General features: G+C 60.7%; 21 protein-coding genes, 1 tRNA gene and 1 pseudogene. 5 read left to right on the forward strand and 18 right to left on the reverse strand.

Annotated features, from left to right (window positions below; all coding sequences use genetic code 11):
• The first annotated feature begins 148 nt into the window (after positions 1–148).
• Together N5A93_RS17315 and N5A93_RS17320 are read left to right on the forward strand one after the other, a co-directional pair.
• Positions 149–1,381, forward strand: a complete 1,233-nt coding sequence (locus N5A93_RS17315) for a mandelate racemase/muconate lactonizing enzyme family protein (RefSeq protein ID WP_268956352.1) — start codon at positions 149–151, stop codon at positions 1,379–1,381.
• 113 nt (positions 1,382–1,494) lie between these two features.
• Positions 1,495–1,773: an ArsR/SmtB family transcription factor gene (locus tag N5A93_RS17320; RefSeq protein ID WP_268956386.1), complete on the forward strand. Its 279-nt coding sequence runs from the start codon at positions 1,495–1,497 to the stop codon at positions 1,771–1,773.
• 22 nt (positions 1,774–1,795) lie between these two features.
• Here the strand turns inward: N5A93_RS17320 and N5A93_RS17325 are convergent, their stop codons facing one another.
• From N5A93_RS17325 to N5A93_RS17355, 7 genes are read right to left on the reverse strand one after another with little or no spacing between them, the layout of a single operon-like run.
• Positions 1,796–2,725 carry an AEC family transporter gene (locus N5A93_RS17325; RefSeq protein WP_268956353.1) on the reverse strand — a complete coding sequence of 310 codons (930 nt, stop codon included), beginning with the start codon at positions 2,723–2,725 and terminating at the stop codon, positions 1,796–1,798.
• Between the two features lie 4 nt (positions 2,726–2,729).
• Positions 2,730–3,527, reverse strand: coding sequence for an MBL fold metallo-hydrolase (locus tag N5A93_RS17330; RefSeq protein ID WP_268956354.1), 798 nt, complete (start codon positions 3,525–3,527; stop codon positions 2,730–2,732).
• A complete protein-coding gene (locus N5A93_RS17335) occupies positions 3,527–4,333 on the reverse strand; it encodes a TatD family hydrolase (protein WP_268956355.1) in 807 nt (268 codons plus the stop codon). Before N5A93_RS17335 ends, N5A93_RS17330 begins: the two co-directional genes overlap by 1 nt.
• A 21-nt stretch (positions 4,334–4,354) precedes the next feature.
• Positions 4,355–5,527, reverse strand: a complete 1,173-nt coding sequence (locus N5A93_RS17340) for a DNA polymerase III subunit delta' (protein WP_268956387.1) — start codon at positions 5,525–5,527, stop codon at positions 4,355–4,357.
• A complete protein-coding gene (gene tmk, locus N5A93_RS17345) occupies positions 5,524–6,153 on the reverse strand; it encodes a dTMP kinase (protein ID WP_268956356.1) in 630 nt (209 codons plus the stop codon). The genes N5A93_RS17340 and tmk overlap by 4 nt, the downstream gene beginning before the upstream one ends.
• Positions 6,150–7,316 (reverse strand): D-alanyl-D-alanine carboxypeptidase family protein, encoded by a 1,167-nt coding sequence (locus N5A93_RS17350; protein ID WP_268956357.1) that lies wholly within the window; start codon positions 7,314–7,316, stop codon positions 6,150–6,152. Before N5A93_RS17350 ends, tmk begins: the two co-directional genes overlap by 4 nt.
• Before the next feature lie 12 nt (positions 7,317–7,328).
• Positions 7,329–8,240, reverse strand: a complete 912-nt coding sequence (locus N5A93_RS17355; protein WP_268956358.1) for an SPOR domain-containing protein — start codon at positions 8,238–8,240, stop codon at positions 7,329–7,331.
• Between the two features lie 195 nt (positions 8,241–8,435).
• On the opposite strand from N5A93_RS17355, the gene N5A93_RS17360 reads away from it, so the two are divergent.
• Together N5A93_RS17360 and N5A93_RS17365 are read left to right on the forward strand one after the other, a co-directional pair.
• A tRNA-Ser gene (locus N5A93_RS17360) sits at positions 8,436–8,525 on the forward strand.
• A gap of 466 nt (positions 8,526–8,991) precedes the next feature.
• Positions 8,992–9,714 (forward strand): FkbM family methyltransferase, encoded by a 723-nt coding sequence (locus N5A93_RS17365; protein ID WP_268956359.1) that lies wholly within the window; start codon positions 8,992–8,994, stop codon positions 9,712–9,714.
• A 201-nt stretch (positions 9,715–9,915) separates the two neighbouring features.
• On the opposite strand, the gene N5A93_RS17370 is transcribed toward N5A93_RS17365, so the two are convergent.
• The 8 genes from N5A93_RS17370 to N5A93_RS17405 all read right to left on the reverse strand — a co-directional run bounded on the left by N5A93_RS17370 (position 9,916) and on the right by N5A93_RS17405 (position 16,874).
• Positions 9,916–11,109, reverse strand: coding sequence for a hypothetical protein (locus N5A93_RS17370; protein ID WP_268956360.1), 1,194 nt, complete (start codon positions 11,107–11,109; stop codon positions 9,916–9,918).
• 182 nt (positions 11,110–11,291) lie between these two features.
• Positions 11,292–11,438 carry a hypothetical protein gene (locus N5A93_RS17375; protein WP_268956361.1) on the reverse strand — a complete coding sequence of 49 codons (147 nt, stop codon included), beginning with the start codon at positions 11,436–11,438 and terminating at the stop codon, positions 11,292–11,294.
• Positions 11,439–11,681: 243 nt separating this feature from the next.
• Entirely contained in the window at positions 11,682–13,178 is a 1,497-nt protein-coding gene (locus tag N5A93_RS17380) for a YfjI family protein (protein ID WP_268956362.1), read from the reverse strand.
• Positions 13,175–14,053 (reverse strand): DUF7146 domain-containing protein, encoded by an 879-nt coding sequence (locus tag N5A93_RS17385; protein WP_268956363.1) that lies wholly within the window; start codon positions 14,051–14,053, stop codon positions 13,175–13,177. The genes N5A93_RS17380 and N5A93_RS17385 overlap by 4 nt, the downstream gene beginning before the upstream one ends.
• Positions 14,054–14,144: 91 nt before the next feature.
• Positions 14,145–14,549, reverse strand: coding sequence for a winged helix domain-containing protein (locus N5A93_RS17390; RefSeq protein WP_268956364.1), 405 nt, complete (start codon positions 14,547–14,549; stop codon positions 14,145–14,147).
• A gap of 3 nt (positions 14,550–14,552) precedes the next feature.
• Positions 14,553–14,756 (reverse strand): AlpA family phage regulatory protein, encoded by a 204-nt coding sequence (locus tag N5A93_RS17395; protein WP_268956365.1) that lies wholly within the window; start codon positions 14,754–14,756, stop codon positions 14,553–14,555.
• A 61-nt stretch (positions 14,757–14,817) separates the two neighbouring features.
• Positions 14,818–15,648 (reverse strand): hypothetical protein, encoded by an 831-nt coding sequence (locus N5A93_RS17400; protein ID WP_268956366.1) that lies wholly within the window; start codon positions 15,646–15,648, stop codon positions 14,818–14,820.
• Positions 15,645–16,874, reverse strand: a complete 1,230-nt coding sequence (locus tag N5A93_RS17405; RefSeq protein ID WP_268956367.1) for a tyrosine-type recombinase/integrase — start codon at positions 16,872–16,874, stop codon at positions 15,645–15,647. Before N5A93_RS17405 ends, N5A93_RS17400 begins: the two co-directional genes overlap by 4 nt.
• Before the next feature lie 332 nt (positions 16,875–17,206).
• Between N5A93_RS17405 and N5A93_RS17410 the strand changes: the two are divergent.
• Positions 17,207–17,914, forward strand: a pseudogene (locus tag N5A93_RS17410) (IS6 family transposase).
• Positions 17,915–18,327: 413 nt separating this feature from the next.
• Here N5A93_RS17410 and N5A93_RS17415 read toward each other — a convergent pair.
• The 3 genes from N5A93_RS17415 to N5A93_RS17425 all read right to left on the reverse strand — a co-directional run bounded on the left by N5A93_RS17415 (position 18,328) and on the right by N5A93_RS17425 (position 21,069).
• Complete coding sequence (locus N5A93_RS17415) at positions 18,328–18,999, reverse strand: hypothetical protein (RefSeq protein ID WP_268956368.1); 672 nt, start codon at positions 18,997–18,999, stop codon at positions 18,328–18,330.
• On the reverse strand, positions 19,000–20,400 hold the full coding sequence (locus tag N5A93_RS17420; protein WP_268956369.1) for a selenium-binding protein SBP56-related protein: 1,401 nt from the start codon (positions 20,398–20,400) through the stop codon (positions 19,000–19,002).
• Positions 20,401–20,484: 84 nt separating this feature from the next.
• Positions 20,485–21,069: an IclR family transcriptional regulator gene (locus tag N5A93_RS17425; protein WP_268956388.1), complete on the reverse strand. Its 585-nt coding sequence runs from the start codon at positions 21,067–21,069 to the stop codon at positions 20,485–20,487.
• Positions 21,070–21,084: the final 15 nt, after the last annotated feature.

The raw sequence follows: 21,084 nt of genomic DNA on the forward strand, positions 1-21,084 counted from the left end.
CCCCCCCCCCCCCCCCCCCCCCCCCCCCCCCCCCCCCCCCCCCCCCCCCCCCCCCCCCCCCCCCCCCCCCCCCCCCCCCCCCCCCCCCCCCCCCCCCCCGGTCGGATCGCCACGCGATCCGAGCCTCCAAAACCGGAAAGGCCCGTCCATGAAACTCAAAGATATCGACATCATCGTCACCGCGCCGCCCGCGCCGGGCTGGGGCGGGCGCTACTGGATCCTGGTCAAGCTCACCACCGATAACGGTATCACCGGCTGGGGCGAATGTTACGCCGCCTCGGTCGGGCCAGACGCCATGCGCGCGGTCATCACCGATGTCTTCAGCCGCCACATGCAGGGCGAGAACCCCGAGAATATCGAGCTCATGTTCCGGCGCGCCTATTCCTCGGGTTTCACGCAGCGGCCCGACCTGACGGTGATGGGCGCGTTTTCGGGGCTGGAGATCGCCTGCTGGGACATTCTGGGCAAGGCGCGCGAGCGCCCCGTCTGGGCGCTGCTCGGGGGCAGGATGAACGCGCGCATCCGCGCCTATACCTATATTTACCCGCTGGAACGCCACATAATGAAGGATTTCTGGACATCGGCCGACATGGCCGCCGAATCCGCCGCAGATTGCGTCGCGCGCGGCTATACGGCGGTCAAGGTCGATCCCGCCGGACCCTACACGATGCGCGGCGGGCATATGCCGGCGATGTCGGACATCTCGATGTCCATCGCCTTTTGCCGCGCGATCCGCGAGGCGGTGGGGGATCGCGCCGACATCCTCTTTGGCACGCATGGGCAATTCACCACCGCCGGGGCGATCCGGCTGGGCCGGGCGATCGCGCCCTATGATCCGCTTTGGTACGAAGAGCCGATCCCGCCCGACAATATCGCCCAGATGGCCGAGGTCGCGCGCGCCACGGGCCTTCCCGTCGCCACAGGCGAGCGGCTTAGCACCAAGGCGGAATTCGCACCCGTGCTGCGTCAGGGCGCGGCCAGCATCCTGCAACCGGCGCTGGGGCGCGCGGGCGGCATCTGGGAAGCGAAGAAGATCGCCATCCTGGCCGAGGTCTACAACGCGCAGCTGGCCCCGCATCTCTATGCCGGGCCGGTGGAATGGGCGGCCAATATCCACCTCGCCGCCTCGATCCCGAACCTCTTGATGATCGAAACCATCGAGACCCCGTTCCACAATGCACTTATAAAAGGCAGTTTGCGGGTCGAAAACGGTTTCGTGACCCCGCCGGACACGCCCGGCCTTGGCATAGACCTTGACGAGGCGCTGGCGCGTGCCCACCCTTACAGGGGAGACGGGCTGCATCTCGAGATGCAGGATGCGCCCTGCGACTATGTCGGGGGCAATGCCTTTCAGGGCGGCGCGCCGCCGCTCGAGCAGTAGGATCGCGCTTTGCCCGCAGGCATGCTAGGAAGCGCGGATAAAGATCAGGACGGGACGCCGTAACAGTGAATACCAAGGACATATTGGACAGCGCATCGGTCACGCCGACCGAGATGCAGGAAAACGCCAAGACCGCGGCGGCCTTTCTCAAGACCGTGGCGCATGAGGGACGTCTGATGACGCTGTGCCATCTGGGCTCGGGCGAGAAATCGGTGGGCGAACTCGAACAGCTTCTGGAGATGCGCCAGGCGGCGGTGAGCCAGATTCTCGCGCGGCTGCGCGAGGAGGGCCGCGTCAAGACAAGGCGCGAGGGCAAGACCGTCTATTACCGGCTGGCCGACGAAAAGACCCGCGAACTTATCGAGCTTCTCTACCGCCAGTTCTGTTCCTGAGGCCGCGCCCGGGCGCCGGGGCTCAGGGCATGACACCCAGCCACAGCCAGACGCTCAAGATCGACAGCGCGGTCGCCACCAGCACCGTCGTCGCCGCCACGCGGCGTGCGCGGCCATACATGTTGGCGAAAATATAGGCGTTGACCCCCGGCGCCATCGCCGCCGTCAGCACCGCCGAACGCGTCGCCTCGACGGGCAGCGACAGCGCCCGCCCCAGCCCGCTGGTGATCAGCGGATGCGCCACCAGCCCGACGAAACAGGCGTAGAGCACGATGCGCAGATCGCCTTCGGGGCGGTAGCGCACCAGCATCCCGCCCAGTCCGAACAATGCTGCGGGCAGTGCCGCGCGCACCATCAAGTCCAGCCCCTCATCGACCACGGTGGGCATCGCGAGCCCGCTGAGGTTGACGGCGAAACCTGCGGCCACCCCCAGGATGAGCGCGTTCGAGAACATCGCCTTGAACACTTGCCGCAGCAGCGCCAGGCCTGCGCGCCCGCGTGCCCGCGCGATCTCCATCGCCGAGATCCCGACCGCATAACAGAACGGTGAGTGCATCGCGATGATCGCGTAATTGCCGTCAAGCGCGCGCGCGCCGTATGCGCGTTCGGTGATCGGCAACCCCAGCAGGAGCGAGTTGGAGAACAGGCAGCAGAAACCGATTGCCACCGCGTCTTCCCAGTCGCGCCCGAAAGCGAACCGCGCCCCCAGCATTCCCAGAAGGAACCCGGCCATCGCCCCGGTGTAATAGCTGGTCAGCAGCCGCCATTCGAAATGCTGGCCAAGGTCCAGCCGGGCTATGGCGGTGAACAGGAGGCAGGGGATCGCGAAATTCTGGGTGAAGGTCATCAGACCGTCGAGCCCGGTCTCGGAAAACCAGCCGCGCCAGACCGCGACATAGCCAAAGCCGATCACCAGAAAGACAGGCAGGATGATCTCGATCAGGGCCTGCATCGCGTCAGACCGTGTAGGTGATCGTCATCCCGTCATGGGCGGGCGTGATATGCGCGGGCGTTTCCGCATCGACCGTGCGATAATCGAGATCGATATGCATGTTGGTGAGCACCGCGCGGCGCGGTGCGGCGCGCGCGATCCACTCCAGCGATTGCGCAAGATGCGAATGGGTCGGATGCGGCGTGCGGCGCAATGCATCGAGGATCCAGCAATCCAGCCCCTCGAGCAGCGGCCAGACATCATCGGGAATGCGCGCCACATCAGGCAGGTAGCACAGGTCGCCGATGCGAAAGCCCAGCGCCTCGATAGAGCCGTGATTGACTTCGAAGGGGGTCAGGGTCAGCGGCCCGCCAGCCCCGTCGATGGTGACATCCCCGTCGATCGTGTGCATGTCGAGGATCGGCGGATAGGGGCTGCCCTCGGGCTGCATGAAGGCATATCCGAAACGTGCGTAAAGTGCGTTCTGGGTGTCGCCATCGGCCCAGACCGGGATGCGTTTCTTCATGTTGTAGACCACCATGCGCAGATCGTCGATGCCATGCACATGGTCGGCGTGACTGTGGGTATAAAGCACCGCGTCCAACTCGCCGACGCCGGCATCCAGAAGCTGCGCGCGCAGGTCGGGCGAGGTGTCGATCAGCACGCGGGTGGTGCCCTTCGCGCCCTCCTGTTCGATCAGAAGCGCGCAGCGGCGGCGGATGTTGCGCGGCTCGTCGGGATCACAATCCCCCCAATGGCCGCCCAGACGCGGCACGCCGCCCGAGGAGCCGCAGCCCAGGATGACGAAGCGGCGCTCGGCCATCAGGCCGCCGCCCGGTAAAGGGCGGCCTTTCTGAACAGGCGGTCGAAATTCTGTTGGGTCTGCGCGGCGAAGTCCGGCCAGTCCATGCCCAGTGCCTGCGCCCCGGCCTGCGCCGTGTGGATGCTGTAAGCGGGCTCGTTGCGCTTGCCGCGATAGGGCGGCGGCGCAAGATAGGGCGCGTCGGTTTCCACAAGAATCCGATCGCGGGGGGCCGCGGCGAAAATTTCGCGCAGGGGGGCGCTCTTGGGAAAGGCGGCGATGCCCGACATCGAGAGATAGAAGCCAAGGTCCAGCGCCACCCGCGCCAGCCCCGCCCCCGACGAAAAGCAATGCATCACGCAATCATAGGCGCCGCGCGCATGTTCCTCGGCCAGGATGCGGGCCATGTCCTCGTCGGCGTCGCGGGCATGGATGATCAGCGGCAGGCCGGTTTCGCGCGCGGCGGCGATATGGATGCGCAGGCTTTCCTGCTGCACCGCCTTGCTGTCGGCGGTGTAGTGATAATCGAGCCCGCTTTCGCCGATACCGACGAATTTGGGATGTTCGGCGAGGCGCGCCAGTTCTTCGACGCTGGCCAGGGGTTCGTCGGCGGCGCTCATCGGATGCGTGCCGGCGGCGTAAAAGACCGGTTCATATTGCTCGGCCAGGGCGCGCACTTGCGGTTCAAGCCGCAGCTTGGTGCAGATCGTGACCATGCGCGTCACGCCCGCCTCGAGCGCGCGCGCGATCACCTGGTCGCGGTCCTCGTCGAACGTGTCGAAATCGAGATGGCAATGGCTGTCCGTGATCTGGATGGTGTCGCTCATGTCGCCCCTGATGCGGGCGGATCAACCCGCCGCGGTTTGCTGAATCCTGAACACGGTATCTAGGACCAGCGAGGCAGGGTCAAGGTTGACCGCCCGCCCGTGACGGGCACGCGCGCCGATCTCCTGCGCGCAGTCCGCCCATGCCCGGCCCTGAAGCGGACCGGGCGAGAGCCGTGCCAGCAAATCGGCTTCGCCGGGCACCGCCTCGGGTTCGGGCGGGCCAAGTGCGCCAGCCCGCGCCAACCGCGCCAGAAAGAGGTCTGTGAGGCCCAAAAGGAGGTCAAAACGGTCTTCGGCGCCACGGGTGGCGGCGGCCTCGGCCAGTTTGAGGGCGCGGGCGCGATCCAGCCGGGGCATGGTGCCTGCAATGGCCACAAGTTCGCGATACATCGCGACCCCGCCAAGGTTGATGAGGCGCACCGCCTCGCCCACGGAACCGCCCGAAAGCGCGGCCAGGGTGGCGGCGTCGCCGTCCTCGCCAAGGTCAATATCGGCCTGCGAAAGCGCGCGCGCCATGTCATCGGGCGAAAGCGGTGACAGTCGCAGCATCCGGCAGCGCGAACGGATGGTCGGCAAAAGCCGCGAGGGCTGATGGGTGACCAGAAGAAGCGTAGTGCGGGCGGGCGGCTCTTCGAGCATCTTCAAAAGCGCGTTGGCCGCCTGTGTGTTCATCTGGTCTGCGGCATCCACGATGACCACCCGGCGGCCGCCATCGGTTGCGCTGAGGTGAATGAAACGCGAGAGGCCGCGGATTTCGGGGATGCGGATATCCTTGGAAAAGCGCGCCTCGGCGAAGGCCTTGTCGCGTTCGCTTTCGGTCGAACCGGCGCCGCCTCGCCGCACGAGGTAAAGCCCCGGATCCGAACCCGCCAGCAGCCGCCGGGCAACCGGGTGATCGGCGGGAATATCAAGGGAATCCGGCGCTGGCGGCGCATCGCCGAAGAGCCCGCCATCGTCGTTTCCCGGCGAAGGCGTCGCCAGCAGAAACCGCGCGATCGACCAGGCCAGCGTCGCCTTGCCCACACCGCGCGGCCCGGTGATCATCCAGGCGTGATGCAGGCGGTCGGTATTGAAGGCCTCGAGAAAGTCGCGCTCGGCGGCGCCCTGCCCGATCAGGCGCGGGGTTTCGCGCGGATGGGGGGCGCCCTCGATCCGGTCGGGCTCGATGCGGGGGCTGCCGTCGGCCGCGCTCATGGCAGCCATGACGCGGCGATGTCGCGCAGGTCGGCGGCGACGGCGTCAATGTCGCGGTTGCCATCCACGGTGACGAAGCGTTCGGCGAATTCGCGCGAGAGGTCCAGAAAACCCTGCCGCACCTTCTGTTGCATGGCGTCGCCGAAGGATTCGAAACGCTCCTCGCCCGCATTGCGCCCCAGCGCGCGCGCAAGCCCGGTGCCGGGGTCCATGTCGATCAACACCGTGAGATCGGGTTCGCGCCCGATCATGAGGTCATGAAGCTGGTCCACCAGCGCGCGCAGATCGGCCCGCGCAAGCCCTTGGTAAAGCCGTGTGCTGTCAGCGAAGCGGTCCGAAATCACCACCTGCCCGGCTGCGAGCGCCGGTTCGATGGTGCGCTCAAGGTGGTCGCGGCGCGCAGCGGTGAACAGCAGCAGCTCGGTTTCGGGCGACCAGCGGTCGGTCGCGCCTTCCAGAACCAGCTTGCGGATTTCTTCGGCACCGGGGCTGCCGCCGGGTTCGCGCGTCAGCACCACGTCGCGCCCGGTGCCGCGCAGATGCTCGGCCAGAAGCCGCGCCTGCGTGGATTTGCCCGAGCCGTCGATGCCTTCGAAGCTGATGAAATATCCCCGCTTGCGGCTCAAATCGCGCCCTCGGACCCCTGGCGCACACGCGTGATGAGCAACCCCGAGACTGTGCGGATGCGCGCCATGAAGCCGCCGCGCGGCACATCCTGCGCGGCGACCAGCGGCACGCGTGTTTCGGGCAGCCCCTCGGGGGCGAAGACCAGTTCGGCCAGTTCGTCGCCCGCTTTGACAGGTGCGCGGATCGGGCCTTGGTAGACCACTTCGGCCTTGAGATCGTCGCTGGCCAGCACCGGCAGCAGCGTCGAGATGTCCTCGGCCGGGGTCAGGCCGACGCTGGGCATGTCGCCCATCCAGACATCGGCGCGGGCCACCTCGGTGCCCGCCTTGAGTACCGATTTCTCGACGAACTGGCGAAATGCCCAGTTGACGATCGCCTCGGATTCTTCGGCACGGGCCTGCTGGCTGTCGATGCCTGAGACCACGAAGACGACGCGCCGGTCGCCCTGCTTGGCCGAGCCCACAAGCCCGTAACCCGCCTCGACCGTGTGGCCGGTCTTGAGCCCGTCCGCGCCGATATTGCGCGAAAGGAGCGGGTTGCGGTTACGGGTGTTTTGCGGGGCGCGGCCGTCAAAGGCGTATTCGGTTTCGGCGAACATCGGGTAGAAGCCGGGAAAATCCTCGATGATGCGGCGCGCCAGCAGCGCGAGGTCGCGCACGCTCATCCGGTGGCCCGCGGCGGGCCAGCCATTCGAATTGATGAAGGTCGAATTCGTCATGCCCATCTTTTGCGCACGCTGCGTCATATAACGGGCAAAGCCCGCCTCGGTGCCATCCGGGCTGAGCGCCTCGGCCAGCACGGCGCAGGCATCATTGCCCGAAAGCACGATGATCCCGCGCAAAAGGTCCTCTACCCGCACACGGTCGGTCGTATCGAGAAACATGGTCGAACCGCCATAGCTCATGGCATGCTGCGAGACCGGCAGTTCTTCGTCAAGCGACAGGCGCCCGTCGCGGATCGCCTCGAAGGTGACATAGAGCGTCATCAGCTTGGACATGGACGCGGGCGGCAGCGGCTCGTCGGCGTTCTTGTCGAGCAGCACGGTGCCGGTCTTCATGTCGTAGACAAAAGCGGCCTTGGCGCGCGTGTCGAAGGCGGCCGCAGGCAGGGCCAGCGCCAGAACAAGAAGAGCCGGAGTCAGAAGACGGAACAGACGTGTCATGGGGCCTCGGGTCTAGTTGGTTACCGGATAGGCGTCTTCAAAGCCGACACCCTTGATCTTCTTGAGAAGAATGCCGCGTTCAGAACTGTTGGCCGCCGGCCCGACGATCACGCGCCAGAAATCCTTGCCCTGGGTGGTCTGTTCTTTGACCGTGGGCACCATGCCGTTCCGACGCATGGCGGTCGCCGTGTTGCGGGCGTTTTCCTCGACGCTGAAGATGCCGATCTGAATATACGGCTTTTCAAGAGAGGATGCCGAGGGGCGCGATGCGGCGGCGGGCGGCGACACCGGCCTTGGCATGGACTCAGCGGACATAGAGGCATCGGCGGTGTCGATGGCCTCGGCGGCCCCGGCGGCCGGGTCAAGCGATGTGGTCTCGATCTCGGCGGGATCGTCCACCTGTGCTTCGGACTCTTCGGCGTCGGCCGGCTCTGCCGGAGCCTCCTCGCGGCGCAGTGCGGTCACGTTGAGCTGGGTCGGGGCGCCGGCCAGCATGTCCAGCGCCGCTGCGGCATCCGAGGAGACCTGAAAGGCCGGGCCGGGATTTTCGCGTTCGCGCCGGAACAGCGCGCCGATCACGAACTTGGAATTGGTGGCGTTGCGGATGATGACGCGCTCGGGCTCGTTCACATCGGGATGGGCGACCCAGACGCCGCCCAGCGAGGGACGGCCATCCCAAAGCCCCATATCGGTCTTCTGAAAGACGTCGGGCGCCTCGACGTCGCGCTCGACCAGCTTGGTCGAGGAACTGTCGGCAGCGTCTTCTGCTTCGGTGTCGCTGGCATCGGGCCTTGATTTGAAGGGGTTGATATTGCCCATCTCCTGACAGCCGCCCAGCAGCAACACTGATGCCGTCAGCGCGACCGCGCCTTTCAGCCCCCGCCCTGCAACCTTGCCCGAATACTCCATGCCGAACTGCCCCATGCCGAACCCCTTGCCTGTGATGCGCGCCGGTTTTCCCGGCCTTGTTCCATCGTGACGCAGGCGGCCATCCCCCTGCGCGCGAACAGTCTAGCGCCTTGCCCGCGCCAAGAAAAGCGCGCAGGTGCCATTCGGCGGAATTCCCCTGAGATCAGCATCTTCCAGAATCGTTGCGCAGGCTATAGGGAAGTCGGCACCGGAGGAGTGGCAGAGTGGTCGAATGCACCGGTCTTGAAAACCGGCGTGCGTGAAAGCGTACCGTGGGTTCGAATCCCACCTCCTCCGCCACAACATTCCATAATTCTGAAATAAATCAATTGCTTGATGATTTTATAAAGTGTGAATTCCCACACTTTTACCCGCATTTTATTTTGTATGGCTCCGTAAAGTCGCGGTTCTCGATTTTTACGATGTGGTCCGGCAGGGTGACGACTCGTTTAAGCGCAGCGGTCCAAGTTTCGCGTTGGGGAAGTCGAGCGCGACTATCTGGACCGCAACAAAGCAAGTCGAGCGCGTCAAACGTTTGCCATGCTTGAAACGTCGTGCGTTCGGCTTATTTCTCGGCGTCCCAATAAAAATGTCCCAAGCCTGCATCGCTTGACTCAGCAGATACGGACTGTGACCCTCAAGCACGTTTAGGAAAGTTGTATCCGAATTGGTAGCGTCAGAATTTTTGCTCCCAAGATTTTCAAAAAGATACTTTCAAGCGAGGTTCACTCGAATGCCTGCACCTAGAGCACTAAAACAGATTAGCATGAGCCTTGGGGTCTATGGGCCTGCCCGCAGAATTTTCCGTCGCTTCAGCCCAGAGGTTCGGAGGCAGCGTCGCGGCGATTTAGAACTCTACCGGCAGTTCATCCGTCCAAGAGACTTGGTGTTCGATATTGGGGCCAACATGGGACAGAAGGCCGATATCTTCCTAGCTCTGGGTGCAAATACCATAAGCGTGGAACCCAACCCAAATTGCTGGCCGATTATTGAAGCGGAGTTGAGTGCGAACCCAAATTTCAGCCTCGTCCCCAAGGCGATATCTTCGGAGGTGGGCGAAGCAACACTTACGTTTGCACACACTGCATCCACGGCAAGTCTAAACCCGAAATGGGGCGCACTAGAATATAGGGATGCGCCGCTGAATAGCTGTGTAGTTGAGACCACAACGTTGGATGATTTGATCGACGAGCATGGAGTGCCCAGCTTCTGCAAAATTGATGTCGAAGGATTCGAGTTGGAAGTTGTGAAAGGATTGAGTGTTCCAATCCCAATTCTTTCTTTGGAGTTTCACAAGAATGAAGCACAGAAAATTCGCAAATGCTTTGATGTCTTAAGCGAAATATCTCCCCTGAAAGTGAATTCGATAGCGATGAATGAAGCGACACTGTCCCACAGCAGTTGGATCAGTGCCGATGAATTCATGGCGAGCATGGAATCGGCAAACGCTCCCGCCGCTGGAGACGTATTCGTTCGAATGGAACTCTAACAGTTAGGTATCGCTTACTCCTGTCAAAGCGGCGTGTGGTTGGCGTGCCCCCACCGGATCTATCACGGAATCAGACGGCCACCGCAGGAGGCTTACCCCGAAAAATCCATTAATAGGCTAAAACTTGTGCTGCCCTTAGCCGCAGCTTGCTTCAATTGCCTCAACATCTGAAACTTCTCGCGCGCGTATTGGTCCTAAAGTTCACTCCGCATCCAAAACAAACTTTGCGTTTCTTAACGCCAAGTCCGTGCTTCGCTCTTTCAACCTCTCCGGTGCGGCCCCGCCCACATCGCTATGATGCATCAAGAGCGTCACCATCCGAACGTCCTCTAAGAGGGAATTTGTTAGATACGCTTCGTATTGCCGGTCATCGCTTAGACATAAGACACGTATCTGGCGCGCTGGGAATTCCGCATCTACTTGCTGCACTGTCGATGCAATATCCCCTTCACAATCTCTAGAGAGATATTCCGTAGCTACCGCGTCATGCGTTCGCAATTCGTAGCCTTCCGCGACATCAAAGAACATAACACCACCCGACAATCCAGTATCATTGGAAACCCAATACACTGCACCGGGAAGTTCAATCTGTTGCAGTTCATCTTTTGTGAGATATCGGGCGTCTGTTACACCCAGATCAGAAATCATCGAGGTAGCAAGCTGGTAACCTATCGCTGGGTCTACGACCTCATTTCTGGTGGTGGCTGTCGATGGCTTGGATCGATGATTGTAATATATGATTGCACAATTTCTGGCTGCCTCCAAAGCTCGGAAAGTGCCAGACAGATCATAGACACCTTGACCACCATTGGCAAAAATCCGCAGCGTGTAACCCTTCTTAAATGCCGTCATAGCTGCGTCAAAGTCGGCAATGGTCAGAAAAGCCAGATTGGATGACACTGCTGTTGCAGTTCCATAAAAGGGTTTACGTCGATCGACCGCTAACGTTACTGGAAATTTCATACCTTCTTCGAGACCAAGCGCAGGACCAGAAACGCCGACCGTCACGCTCGCATCGCGCGTGACCGAGAAATAGAGGGTGTTACCGGATTTATATGATGCGGAAATTGCACAGTGGCTGAACTCTCCTGAAGCATCAAACGTATATGCCGCACCGTTCCAATTTCCGCTGGAAAACTGCGAACCCTGAATTTGTTCAGCTTCAGCTGGGACAGCTTGGAAAGCGAGCACTAAAGCTGCAGCAATGTAGGACACAATTCGCATAGGAGCCTCCATTTGCTCGAAGTCTATGCTGAAGCCTATGCGATTCGCAAAATTATGCGCCCCTTTTATTGAACGCTTATTGCAGCAAGTAGAATGAGGCTGAGTGCTTTCGCGAGCGCCGCCGATACCGCGCCGCCCGCTTCCTGCACCCTTCGCAACAATACCGCGCATCCGCCCTGCGCCAGTCTGGCAAGTCATCGCCGCACCAGCGGCAAAACCAATCGTGCCACACCAGACGCTTCAAGATTGCGATAGCCCGCGCCTTGCGGTTCCCGACATTGCCGCTCCACAAATAAGGCTCATAGGTCGCAAGTAGCCGTCCCTCGTATTCCTCGAACCACACTGTATCCGGATCAGGTCCAGGCATTGCGACCATCCTCTATTTGCACACCCAAAAACGGGTTAAGTGATTGTTTTAGAGTCATTCCCATAACTGACTTCTCCCGCTCCAAACTCGCCCGCGCGGCCCGTGCTTTTCCCATTCCGTCAAGCTGCGCCATGCGTCCAGTGACACAACACGCCCTGTATAGGTCAGCGGCCTTTCCCCTGCGGTTTCACCATAGGGAAAGGCGGTTTCCGTTTGTCTGGCGCTGGGCTGGCTTTTGGAGATTTGAGCCGCCCCGCCTGCTAAACCTGCTATTCCTGCTAAACTCGGTTCATTCGCGGTTACAGGCTTTGACCGGGGCGCGGCCTTGGGGCGGGGCTGTTCTGCCCCGTCCAAACAGCTTAACGCGTATTGCGCATCAAACCACATCGCCACCCCCTCGCACGATCCGCCACGCTGCCTTGCGCGCGCTACCGCGAACAACGGTGCCGGGTTCAAGCGGTTGCAGCCAGCCGTGCTTTTCCAGGAGCGTCAGCGCGGCGATTGCTGTCTTGCTTTCGCGCAAACCGTATGGCCCCTTTTGCACCGCCTCACCAAGAATGATTTCCGGTTCCGGCAAGCTATCCAGAAGCCATCTGCGCAGCTTTTCCGCCCGGTCGATTTCAGCGGATACGGTTGCCGCATGGGCCAGCCGTGCGGCCTCGGATAGGTAGAACTGCGCCAGCGTGATTGCATCGGCCATATCCTTCGCGGCAACCTCGACCGCGTGCAAATCCCGCCAGAGCGTCAGCACGCCCGCAATGCGCGCGGCCTGTTCCGCCGCTTTCGATGCGGTGCCGGTGATATGTTCGAGATTGCCGCCCTTACCTTGGGCCAACTCAATTGCATCAGAGAACTGTATCAAGAGCACCTTCGCGTCATTGCTCAGCGTAAGGCTGCGGGGCTGCAATTCGCGGGTGTCAGGATCCATCGGCAAAGATGTCTCAAGAATAGTGCGCAGCCGGTCGGAGAACGTCGCCAATGCCCCATTGTCGGGCTTTATCTTGGAATGCAGCCTTGTGCCGATTGCGCTGGGCGGTTCGCAGATCAGGAAGCGAGGCAGAAAGCCGCTATCGGCGGCAAGCGGGTCAGCCATGAAGGCATGCGCCACGCCCGGTTGCGCCATCAGGTGCACCGCCAGCCGCCGCCCATAAAGCGTATATGCCCCGTCACCAGCCCGCGTGCGCCGGATCGGGTTGCCCTGCCATAAGTCGTTTAGGGCGGTCAGCGTCTTTTGGCGGTTGTCGCTGTTCATGGCGTGCCCGCCAAGGAATTGCCCGCCTTCATCCGAAAAGATGCCAAGCGACGGTTGCCCGGTCGCATAGAGCCGGGTCAGCCCTTCAAACGTGGGTTCGGTCACTACGCGGTCAGGACTTGGCGGCGCGGCGGGTTCCCGGCCTTGCGCATCCAGATCGGCCTGCGCAGCGGCCTTCTTTTCGCCTTTTCCCTTTTTGATTTCGCCCAGGATGCGCTTGCGTTCCTCGCTCCATATCGCATGCGCGTTTTGCCATGCCTGCACATCATCGCGCTGGGCCTTGGCCTGTTCCTTTTCATGCTCGCGCAAAGCCGCCATCAGCGGTGCATCGCAGCTTGATTTGCGCTCGCCGCTTGCCGCGATGGTCAGGCAGTAGAGCGATAGCGGGCGCGGCCCGTTTAGAGTCTCGACATTGGCGAAGCCCTGCAGGGCCAGAGACGCCACCGCCAGCGCCGATTGCGCCGGTATGGCGACCGGGGCAAGGGCCATGCCCTGCACAGCCTCTACAACGGCTTGCAGCGGCCCCAGAGCGCCCACCGGATAGGATTCACCCGCCGGGATTTCTCTTAGTACCGGTTGCGGGCCTTCAGCTTTGAACGGAATAGGTTGCGGGGCGGTCATGCTGCATCCCCTTTCATGGTCAGAATGTCGTTCCAGTCGCGGCCATCGGGGGCGGTCAGAAGTGACACCTGCCAGCCCAGCGCGGTCGCGCGTTCAGCCAAGTCATGCGCCGCCGCCTTGCCGGGTGCATCGCCATCCGGCGCAATGGTCAGCCGGTGCGGATCGGGTGGCAGATGCAGCCCGCGCATCCCAGACGTGGACAGCGCCGCCCAGACAGTCGCAGGGGTGCGCAGAAGCCCACAGGACAGGCTCAGGGCGGTCTCGATGCCCTCGGCCACCACAAGCGGCCCCTGCGCTTCTGCCAGCCTCACAGCGCCGCCAGAGACGCGGCCCAGCATCATCTTGTCTGGCTCCACCTTGGCCTTGCCCCGTCCATCAGGCGCAAGATAGGTGCGATGCACCGCGAAACCGTCGCCACCATCGACGCGCGCCAGCATCGCAGGAAACCGCTTTGCGGTCGGATGCCAGCACTCAGGCAGGAAGCGAAGGGTTTCGGGAAGGGGGCAGGATATGCCCCGCCCCCTCAGATAGGTTTCCGCCAGCGTGCCGACCACGGGGCGCGCATCCTGCCAAAGCCGGTGCGCTTGCTTGGCCCTCTTCTCGGCCTCGGCCCGGTCCTGGGCTTGGCGCGCGTGGCCTTCCAGCGGATCGAGCGCGATGTAATCGCCGCGCCCAAGTCCTGCCGCCGCCAGAATGTCGCCAAAGGCGCAGCCGGATTTCTTGCAATGCGCCAAGAGCCGCCCGCCATCGCCATCGGCCAAGGTCAGGGCATTCTGCCCCTTGCGGCCTTCAGTCTGACAAACCGGGCAAGGCGCGCTCCCGTAATGGCGATACCATTTGCCGCGAAGGGTTTGGGTGATCTGTTTCGCGTCCATCAGCACGCCCCCCAGATCAGCACCGCCATTGCATGCGCCTGCGCCTCTGTCAGCCCATGTGCGCGCATCAGGAAAGAGATTTGCAGCGCGTTCATGCTGCACCGCCTTTCCAGCCCAGCGCCACGCCAGAGCGCAGCACATAACGTGCGTGATGCCCCGGAAAGTCGCCTTCATGCGGTTCGGTGATGGTTTCGATTTCCACCCCCAACGCGCGCAGGTCATGCACATATGCCGCCCAGCGCGGCGCAGGGTTATGTATGGGAGTGCAGCCCTTCGCACCCGCCTTGCGCAGTTGTTCGAGCGCCCAACGGTCGCGGCCAGAAACCGCGATATTGAACGGGTCGCCCGCGCTGGGCGTGATGCGGTAAGGCGTCCCGCCGGTCTGGTGTTCCGCACGCTTAGGTGATACATTTCGGGTGTCCGTCGCAGCCGCAAACGGAACATCCCGCGTCGTGCCAGCCTGCCAGCTGCACGGCGCGTTCTTTTTGCCGGTCATGGATCATGCCGCGCCGGTTGTGCGGCTTTCGAGCCATGCGGAAATATCAGCTTCACGCCAGCCGACGGCACGCTTGCCCAGCTTTATAGGCTTTGGGAAAGACGCGTCATAGTATGGGCTGGAAGGGTCAAGCTTTGCATAAATGCTGGATCGGGAAAGCCCAGTGGCACATTCCACGTTTGGGCGTCTCAGTATTGGGTTAGCCATTGATAAACCTCACAAGGCAGTTTCGCTATGCCTCGAAAGGTATTGAACTTGGGCGAGCGGTCTATTCGGGAGGCAACCCCAAAAGTCCGCCCAGAGTTTGATTTTTATCGTATGCCAAATCTTCTGAACCAACCTTGAGAATTGCAGCTTCCGCTGGTCCCCGCAGTGATAACTCAGTCCAACCCAAGCTATCAAATACGTCGCGTAGAGCAGGGGTATATTGCCCGGAAAGCCCATCCGGCCCTTCTGAGTAGGTCGGTTTTTGGCCCGTTACATTTGCGTAGAGATATGCCAACTCACTCGCGACAGCGTAGGCAGCATCATTCCTTGGACGCCCCTTGCCACGCTGCCTTTTATTAAGCTCTTCCTGAACCTTTAAAATCTCTTCCTCAGAGCGCAACATCATTTGGGAACAACCGACTACGGAAGAAGTAAGGTAACCAACTTGCGCTATAATTCTCGACGCTAGACGCTCATCCGCGCTAAACTGCTTTTGGCGGTCAAGTTCGATGCGTTCCGAGTATGAAAGCTCAGTGAGTGCTGAAATTAGCGCCTGCGCCTTTTCTTTCACGTTGCGCAGGTTTTTCTCCTTACGCTCCAAAGTGGACCTATGCTCAATTAAAGAGGCTGAGGTCACTGGGTCAGTAGGGTCGCCATGAAGCAACGTGTTTGAATGGATTTCGGAGACCTTCCTACCCTTTCGAATGACAGGGATTGGGTCGCCGGGTCGAATTACTTCCCCAGTCCATGCGCTAATTGCTGAATAAATTGCGGCTCGCGCCGTATTTATTGCATCAAGTTTCTGCCTTAGCGCTCGAGCTTCAGCCTGCAACTGGCTGTTCACTTGGGCCTTCGCCAACGCATTCACTATTTTCTTGTTCGAATCATTCATGCCAAATTCACAACCTTGCACACTCGATTCGTCAAATATCCCGCCCAACTTTCCATCATCATTCGCCGCTTCTCGAACATGTCGGATCGGGCATAGGCGGCTTCGGCCTTATCCTTGACCACATGGGCAAGCGCCGCCTCCGCAACCTCGCGCGGGAAATTGGTTTGCTCCTGCGCCCATGTCCGGAATGACGTGCGGAATCCGTGAACATGCACGTCAAAGCCCTGTTCTTTCACTAGCTTTGAAAGCGTCATGTCGGATAGCGGCTTATCCCGCATGGACGGGAATACCAACCCGGATGCACCGCGCAGCGCCTCGGCCTCTTTCAGGATTTCCAGCGCCCGCGCGGACAATGGCACGCGATGCGGCTTTTTCATTTTCATCCGGCTTGCTGGAATAACCCATGTAGCAGCTTTAGCAGCTTTAGCAGTGTCACCGCCCTGAAATTCGATTTCTTCCCATAGCGCACCGCGCACCTCGCCTGAACGCGATGCGGTCAGTATCAGAAATTCCAGCGCCAGCTTTGTTGCGGGCCACGCGTTCGAGTGTTGCACCGCCTCGATACATTCGGAAACCTGCGCATAGGGAAGCGCCTTGCGGTGGTTCTTTGTGGTTTCGTGCTTGGGCAATGCCTGCCCGATATTCTCGGCAGGGTTATCTTGCCGCCAACCTTTCGCAACGGCCCATTTCATAACGGTGCCGATCCGCTGGCGCACCCGCCGCGCGGTTTCAGGCTTTTCCAGCCAGATCGGTTGCAGCACCGCCAGAACATCCGACGTCGTCACATCGCCAACCTTAAATGCCCCTATTTTAGGGAAGGCGTAGGTTTCCAGCGTGCTGATAAACTGCGCCGCGTGCTTTTGATTGCGCCATGTGGGCTTGTGCATTTCGTGAACCTTGCGCGCGGCCTCTGCAAAGGTCAGCACCGCCTGCGCCTCGCGCTTGACCTGCAATGGGTCGCCACCGGCCCGCGCCAGTTTCTTGTTTTCCAGCGCCATCTCGCGTGCCTCGGACAGAGACACATATCCCGCGCCGCCCAAGCCTATGTCACGACGCTTGCCGCGAATGGTGATGCGCTGCACCCATGATTTTGAGCCATTGGGCTGCACCATAAGAAACAAGCCATTCCCATCGGAGTATTTGCCCGGTTCGACTACCTGGCGAACAAACACAGCGGATAGCGCCTTCTCGGGATGCCGTTTACTGCCCGTTTGGTTCTGCGCCATCATCCAACCTGCGTTTCCATCAACGTTTCCACCATTTATTCCCACACTTTTTGTGGGAAGTAAATGGAAATTCTCGGAACGTGATGGACAGGCGGCATCCATCAATAATCTGATTCTAAATGCATTATTGGACTTGATCGGAACATGTCAGAAAACGCAATGGCGGACACCTCCTCCGCCACCCACACTCGTCTCCTTTCCCACGTGCGGTTTTCGATGATTTTCCCGCGTTTTTTCGGGCGATTGCGGATGAGGGTTTCCGCAAGAGACGCGCCGGCATTGTCAGAGCAAATTGTGTTGAGACGACGTTGATCCCGCCCTACGCTTCTGGAATGACAAAACACGATCCATTCAAGTATTTCAAAACCAGCCCTGAGATCATCCGTTTGGCGGCGATGATGTATGTTCGATTCCCGCTGTCACTGCGCAACGTCGAGGACCTGCTCCACGAACGCGGGATCGACGTTAGCCATGAACCCGTCCGCTAGTTGCTGGAACAGATTTGGCGTGGGATTCGCCGCAGAAATCCGGCGCTGTCCAATTCAACGAATGCGCGCCTGTTCGAACTGGCAATGGCATTTGGACGGGGCGTTCGTCAAAATCAACGGCGAAACCCACTACATGTGGCGCGCTGTTGATCAAGAGGGCAAAGTGCTGGACGCCTTTGTTTCAAAGCGTCGGGATCGCAAGGACGCTTTGAAATTCCTCAGAAAATTGATGAAACGCTATGGTCGGCCCGAACATGTCGTGGCCGACAAACTCCGCTCCTTTGCCACCGCCATAAAGGAAATCGGCAATGCCGAACGGCAGGTGACTGGTCGCTGGCTGGACAATCGTGCCTAGAATTCGCATCAGCCGTTCCGACGACGAGAACGCGCCATGACCCGCTTTCGACGCATGCGAAGTCTGCAAAAATTCGCGCCGTCCATTCTTCAATATTAAACCATTTCAATTCGGAACGAAGCCTCTCCAGTCGACACATCTTCAGGCGAAACCGTGCCGCCGCTTTTGCCGAGTGGCGCGGTCTCTGCATGACATAAAGAGCAGCGTCCCTGCTCTGACTGAGGCGCGTTCGAATTCGTCTGACAGCACCCGCATACTACCTGTCTCCCGCTCATAATCGCCGCAGGTTCGGCGCATGCAACCGGTGCGACCGATGCCGATCGTGTTTTGAAATCTGTAGGTCGTCCCGAGCCATTCAGGTGAGGGCTCCGGGCCGAGTTCTTTCTGTTGAGAAGGTTTCAGCCAAGGCCTGCCGGGCGGCGCCATTGCGCGTTCACGTGAAGCACGCCGGGTGGCAGGGTTTAGATGGACGCAAATGGCCGGCGCCAGTGCGCCGCGCGACCTGCGTCGTCACTCTGGCCGGGTGGCGTGTCTTTGCATGATATGAAAGGCAGCGCCCTGCTCAGACCGAGGCGTGTTCGGATTTGTCCGTCCGCCCGCTTCGATGTCATCAATGCCCTTTTATTATCGCGTAGATCGCGAAGGAGCCCACGAGAATCAGGCTCAAAGCCCAGACCATGTCCAGGTTGAACCATGCACGTGAAAGAAACTTCAGCCCGAAGTAAAAATATATCGCCACCGCGATCAGACCGCCGGAGACGGACATGGCGGCCGTGTGGGCCAAGGCCACGGTAAAGGCGGATGCAATGTTCTGCCCCATCAGGTCTCTGGCCGCTTCGTGGCCTCCGTCACCTATGTCGACCCCGCAAATCCCGAGGTATATCGGCACCAGCATCAGCCCGGCCCCATGAGCCATCGCCGCGAGAAACGACCACAGCACCAGCTTTGAGGGTTGGACCCGCGACAGGAATCTGGGGTGTCTGCGATTTATCAGCAGATATATCCCTGCCGCTATCACCAGCGTAGCGGCACCAATTCGGATTTCGGTCTGCCAGTCTATCAGTGCGGTCATCATCGAGAAGGGCAGAAGGATGGCCAGCATCGCCAGAAGATGCCCGATCGCCAAAGCGCCGATGGCCTTGACCATTGCGCTGTGCCGGCCTTCCATGAGCCCGGCGGACACCGCCAGCGGCCATCCCATGCCGGGATTGACCCCGTGATAGATCCCGGAAATGATGACGGCCCCCCAAAGAGCCGTCATCGTGCTTGCATCGAGTTCCATTCAGACGTTGGGATAGCAGAAGCTGTCGGTCGAACAATCGCCGCCCTCCAGCCGGATCTGGTGAGCCCGGTGCCCTTCAGGGAAATCGACATAGAAATCCGGATCGAGCGTCAGCCCCCCGTTTTCCCCGACATGGGCCATCACCATCTGCCCGCCCTCTTGGCCCGGGTAGAACTGATCGTCCCATGTGGAGTAAAGCGAGTTGGTCCAGTACACGCGCTTGCCGTCACGGCTGATCTCGACCATCTGCGGCCCGAAGGCGAAGTCACCACCGCCCGGGTGCTTGGTGCCGCGCGCGATGCCGCCGAGTTCAACCTTGCCGGCAAGAACAGGGTTCATCGGGTCCGACACGTCGTATTGATGCATCTCGCCCATCCCCCAGCAGGCGACGTAGAGATATTTGTCGTCGAGGCTGAGGTCGATATCGGTGACTAGCGGTGGCACCGCCTCGAAACCCTGTAACAGTGGCGGCAGGTTCTCGGCCTTTTCCGGGCGCGGGTCGATCGTGATGGTCTTTTTCGACTGCCAGGTTCCGTCCTCGCCGCGCCACCAGGTAAAGATCGCCCCTTGAAGGTTGGTAGTGTCCACCACCACGCCGCAAAAGCCGTAGGATTTCTTGGGATCATGCGCGGGGCGGATTTCCAATGCCATCTGGTAGTTCTCGCCAAAGTCCATCGTCTGTATGTTCTTGCGCTTGCGAAGGTCCCAGAAATGGATGGAGTGGCCGTATTTGTTCGATAGCAGATCCTCGGCCACGATGCCGTTCTCGAACTGCGGCGGCAGGCCCCATTCGGAACTGACCATGTAATCCTGTGGCAGGTTCCACCAGAAATCGTAGTGCTTGTCTTGCTTGCCCCGGTCCATCTCATACTGGCCGATGATCTCGAATGTCTCGCAATCCATGATGAAGATGCCGGGGGGGCCGTCGGTGCCGTCCTTGCCGCCCCCACCAAGGGTCGAGACATAGATGCCTTCCGGCCCGCAATGGATCGTGTGGGGCCGCGAATAGCCGGTTTTGGCAAACACTTCCTCAGGTTCGATGATCTTGTGGATCTTCGCATCCAGTGGGTCTTTCACATCGATGACATAGATGCGCGAAGACCGGATGCCCGGGACGATCAGGTAACGCCGTTCAAGAAAGGCATGTCCCGACAGCGGAGAAAGGGACGAGGAACAGGCATTCCAGCCGAAGTGATGAAACTCGTCGCCGGTATAGGGCATCAGAAGCGTGTGGACGATGGTGCCGTATGTGTCGGATTTCGGATTGAGATCGACCACGGCGATCCCATCGGGTTGCGAGCCGTCCGGGCTCAGCATCACTGTAAAGCCGTAGTTCTCCACGGGGGCCTGCATGGCAAGCTGCGCCGTGGCGTGAAACGTCGGGTCCGGTCTTAAGGTCATGTATTTTCCTCCCTGGATTTAAGGCCCCTCATGGGGCCAACGTCGTCTTTCTTCCTTCTTCTTGGCGGTGTGGTCCCGGCCTCCTCAAACCTCGGCCACATTGCACAGTTGGATGGCGCCGCTGATGCGGTCAGCCAGGTTGATGAGTTGCAGGCCCATTTCCGACCGCTTCGCCGCTCCGAAGCGACGGATCGGCCCAACGGTGCCCACGCTGAACGTCGCGCCGATATTGCCGATGGAGACTGGCGCCGCGACACTGGCGATCCCAACGTCAATCTCCTGATCACAGTCGGCAAAGCCACGCTCGGCAATGCGTGCAAATTCTGCGCGCAATTCTGCCTCGGTCGTCTTGGTGTGGTCGGTATAGGCCTTGAGGCTGCCGCTGATGATCGAGTTCTGAAATTCCAGTTCGGTAAAGGCAGCGATCGCCTTTGAACATGAACAGGCATGCATCGGACGCACGCCCAAGCCGGGATGCACAAAGGCGCGCGCAGGATCGTCTGGCGTCTCCGCATGAATGATCTCGACCTGGCGGTTTCGAAAGCGGGCGAGAAAAACGGTCTCGTTGAAATGGCTTGCCGCAGCCTTCAGCAGTGGCGCCGCCGCCTTACGCACATCTACGTCGGATTTACCGAGAAGGGCGATACGGATCAGACGTTCACCGATCACAACACGCCCGTCGCC

It is taken from the genome of Roseovarius salincola, assembly GCF_026891095.1.
Lineage (GTDB): Bacteria > Pseudomonadota > Alphaproteobacteria > Rhodobacterales > Rhodobacteraceae > Roseovarius > Roseovarius salincola.

Bases quoted from the DNA above. Each gene is read 5' to 3' on its own strand.
- N5A93_RS17315 (WP_268956352.1), top strand. From the start codon at position 149: ATGAAACTCAAAGATATCGACATCATCGTCACCGCGCCGCCCGCGCCG.
- N5A93_RS17320 (WP_268956386.1), top strand. From the start codon at position 1,495: ATGCAGGAAAACGCCAAGACCGCGGCGGCCTTTCTCAAGACCGTGGCG.
- N5A93_RS17325 (WP_268956353.1), bottom strand. From the start codon at position 2,725: ATGCAGGCCCTGATCGAGATCATCCTGCCTGTCTTTCTGGTGATCGGC.
- N5A93_RS17330 (WP_268956354.1), bottom strand. From the start codon at position 3,527: ATGGCCGAGCGCCGCTTCGTCATCCTGGGCTGCGGCTCCTCGGGCGGC.
- N5A93_RS17335 (WP_268956355.1), bottom strand. From the start codon at position 4,333: ATGAGCGACACCATCCAGATCACGGACAGCCATTGCCATCTCGATTTC.
- N5A93_RS17340 (WP_268956387.1), bottom strand. From the start codon at position 5,527: ATGAGCGCGGCCGACGGCAGCCCCCGCATCGAGCCCGACCGGATCGAG.
- N5A93_RS17350 (WP_268956357.1), bottom strand. From the start codon at position 7,316: ATGACACGTCTGTTCCGTCTTCTGACTCCGGCTCTTCTTGTTCTGGCG.
- N5A93_RS17355 (WP_268956358.1), bottom strand. From the start codon at position 8,240: ATGGGGCAGTTCGGCATGGAGTATTCGGGCAAGGTTGCAGGGCGGGGG.
- N5A93_RS17365 (WP_268956359.1), top strand. From the start codon at position 8,992: ATGAGCCTTGGGGTCTATGGGCCTGCCCGCAGAATTTTCCGTCGCTTC.
- N5A93_RS17370 (WP_268956360.1), bottom strand. From the start codon at position 11,109: ATGCGCGGTATTGTTGCGAAGGGTGCAGGAAGCGGGCGGCGCGGTATC.
- N5A93_RS17375 (WP_268956361.1), bottom strand. From the start codon at position 11,438: ATGGCGCAGCTTGACGGAATGGGAAAAGCACGGGCCGCGCGGGCGAGT.
- N5A93_RS17380 (WP_268956362.1), bottom strand. From the start codon at position 13,178: ATGACCGCCCCGCAACCTATTCCGTTCAAAGCTGAAGGCCCGCAACCG.
- N5A93_RS17385 (WP_268956363.1), bottom strand. From the start codon at position 14,053: ATGGACGCGAAACAGATCACCCAAACCCTTCGCGGCAAATGGTATCGC.
- N5A93_RS17390 (WP_268956364.1), bottom strand. From the start codon at position 14,549: ATGACCGGCAAAAAGAACGCGCCGTGCAGCTGGCAGGCTGGCACGACG.
- N5A93_RS17395 (WP_268956365.1), bottom strand. From the start codon at position 14,756: ATGGCTAACCCAATACTGAGACGCCCAAACGTGGAATGTGCCACTGGG.
- N5A93_RS17400 (WP_268956366.1), bottom strand. From the start codon at position 15,648: ATGAATGATTCGAACAAGAAAATAGTGAATGCGTTGGCGAAGGCCCAA.
- N5A93_RS17405 (WP_268956367.1), bottom strand. From the start codon at position 16,874: ATGGCGCAGAACCAAACGGGCAGTAAACGGCATCCCGAGAAGGCGCTA.
- N5A93_RS17415 (WP_268956368.1), bottom strand. From the start codon at position 18,999: ATGGAACTCGATGCAAGCACGATGACGGCTCTTTGGGGGGCCGTCATC.
- N5A93_RS17420 (WP_268956369.1), bottom strand. From the start codon at position 20,400: ATGACCTTAAGACCGGACCCGACGTTTCACGCCACGGCGCAGCTTGCC.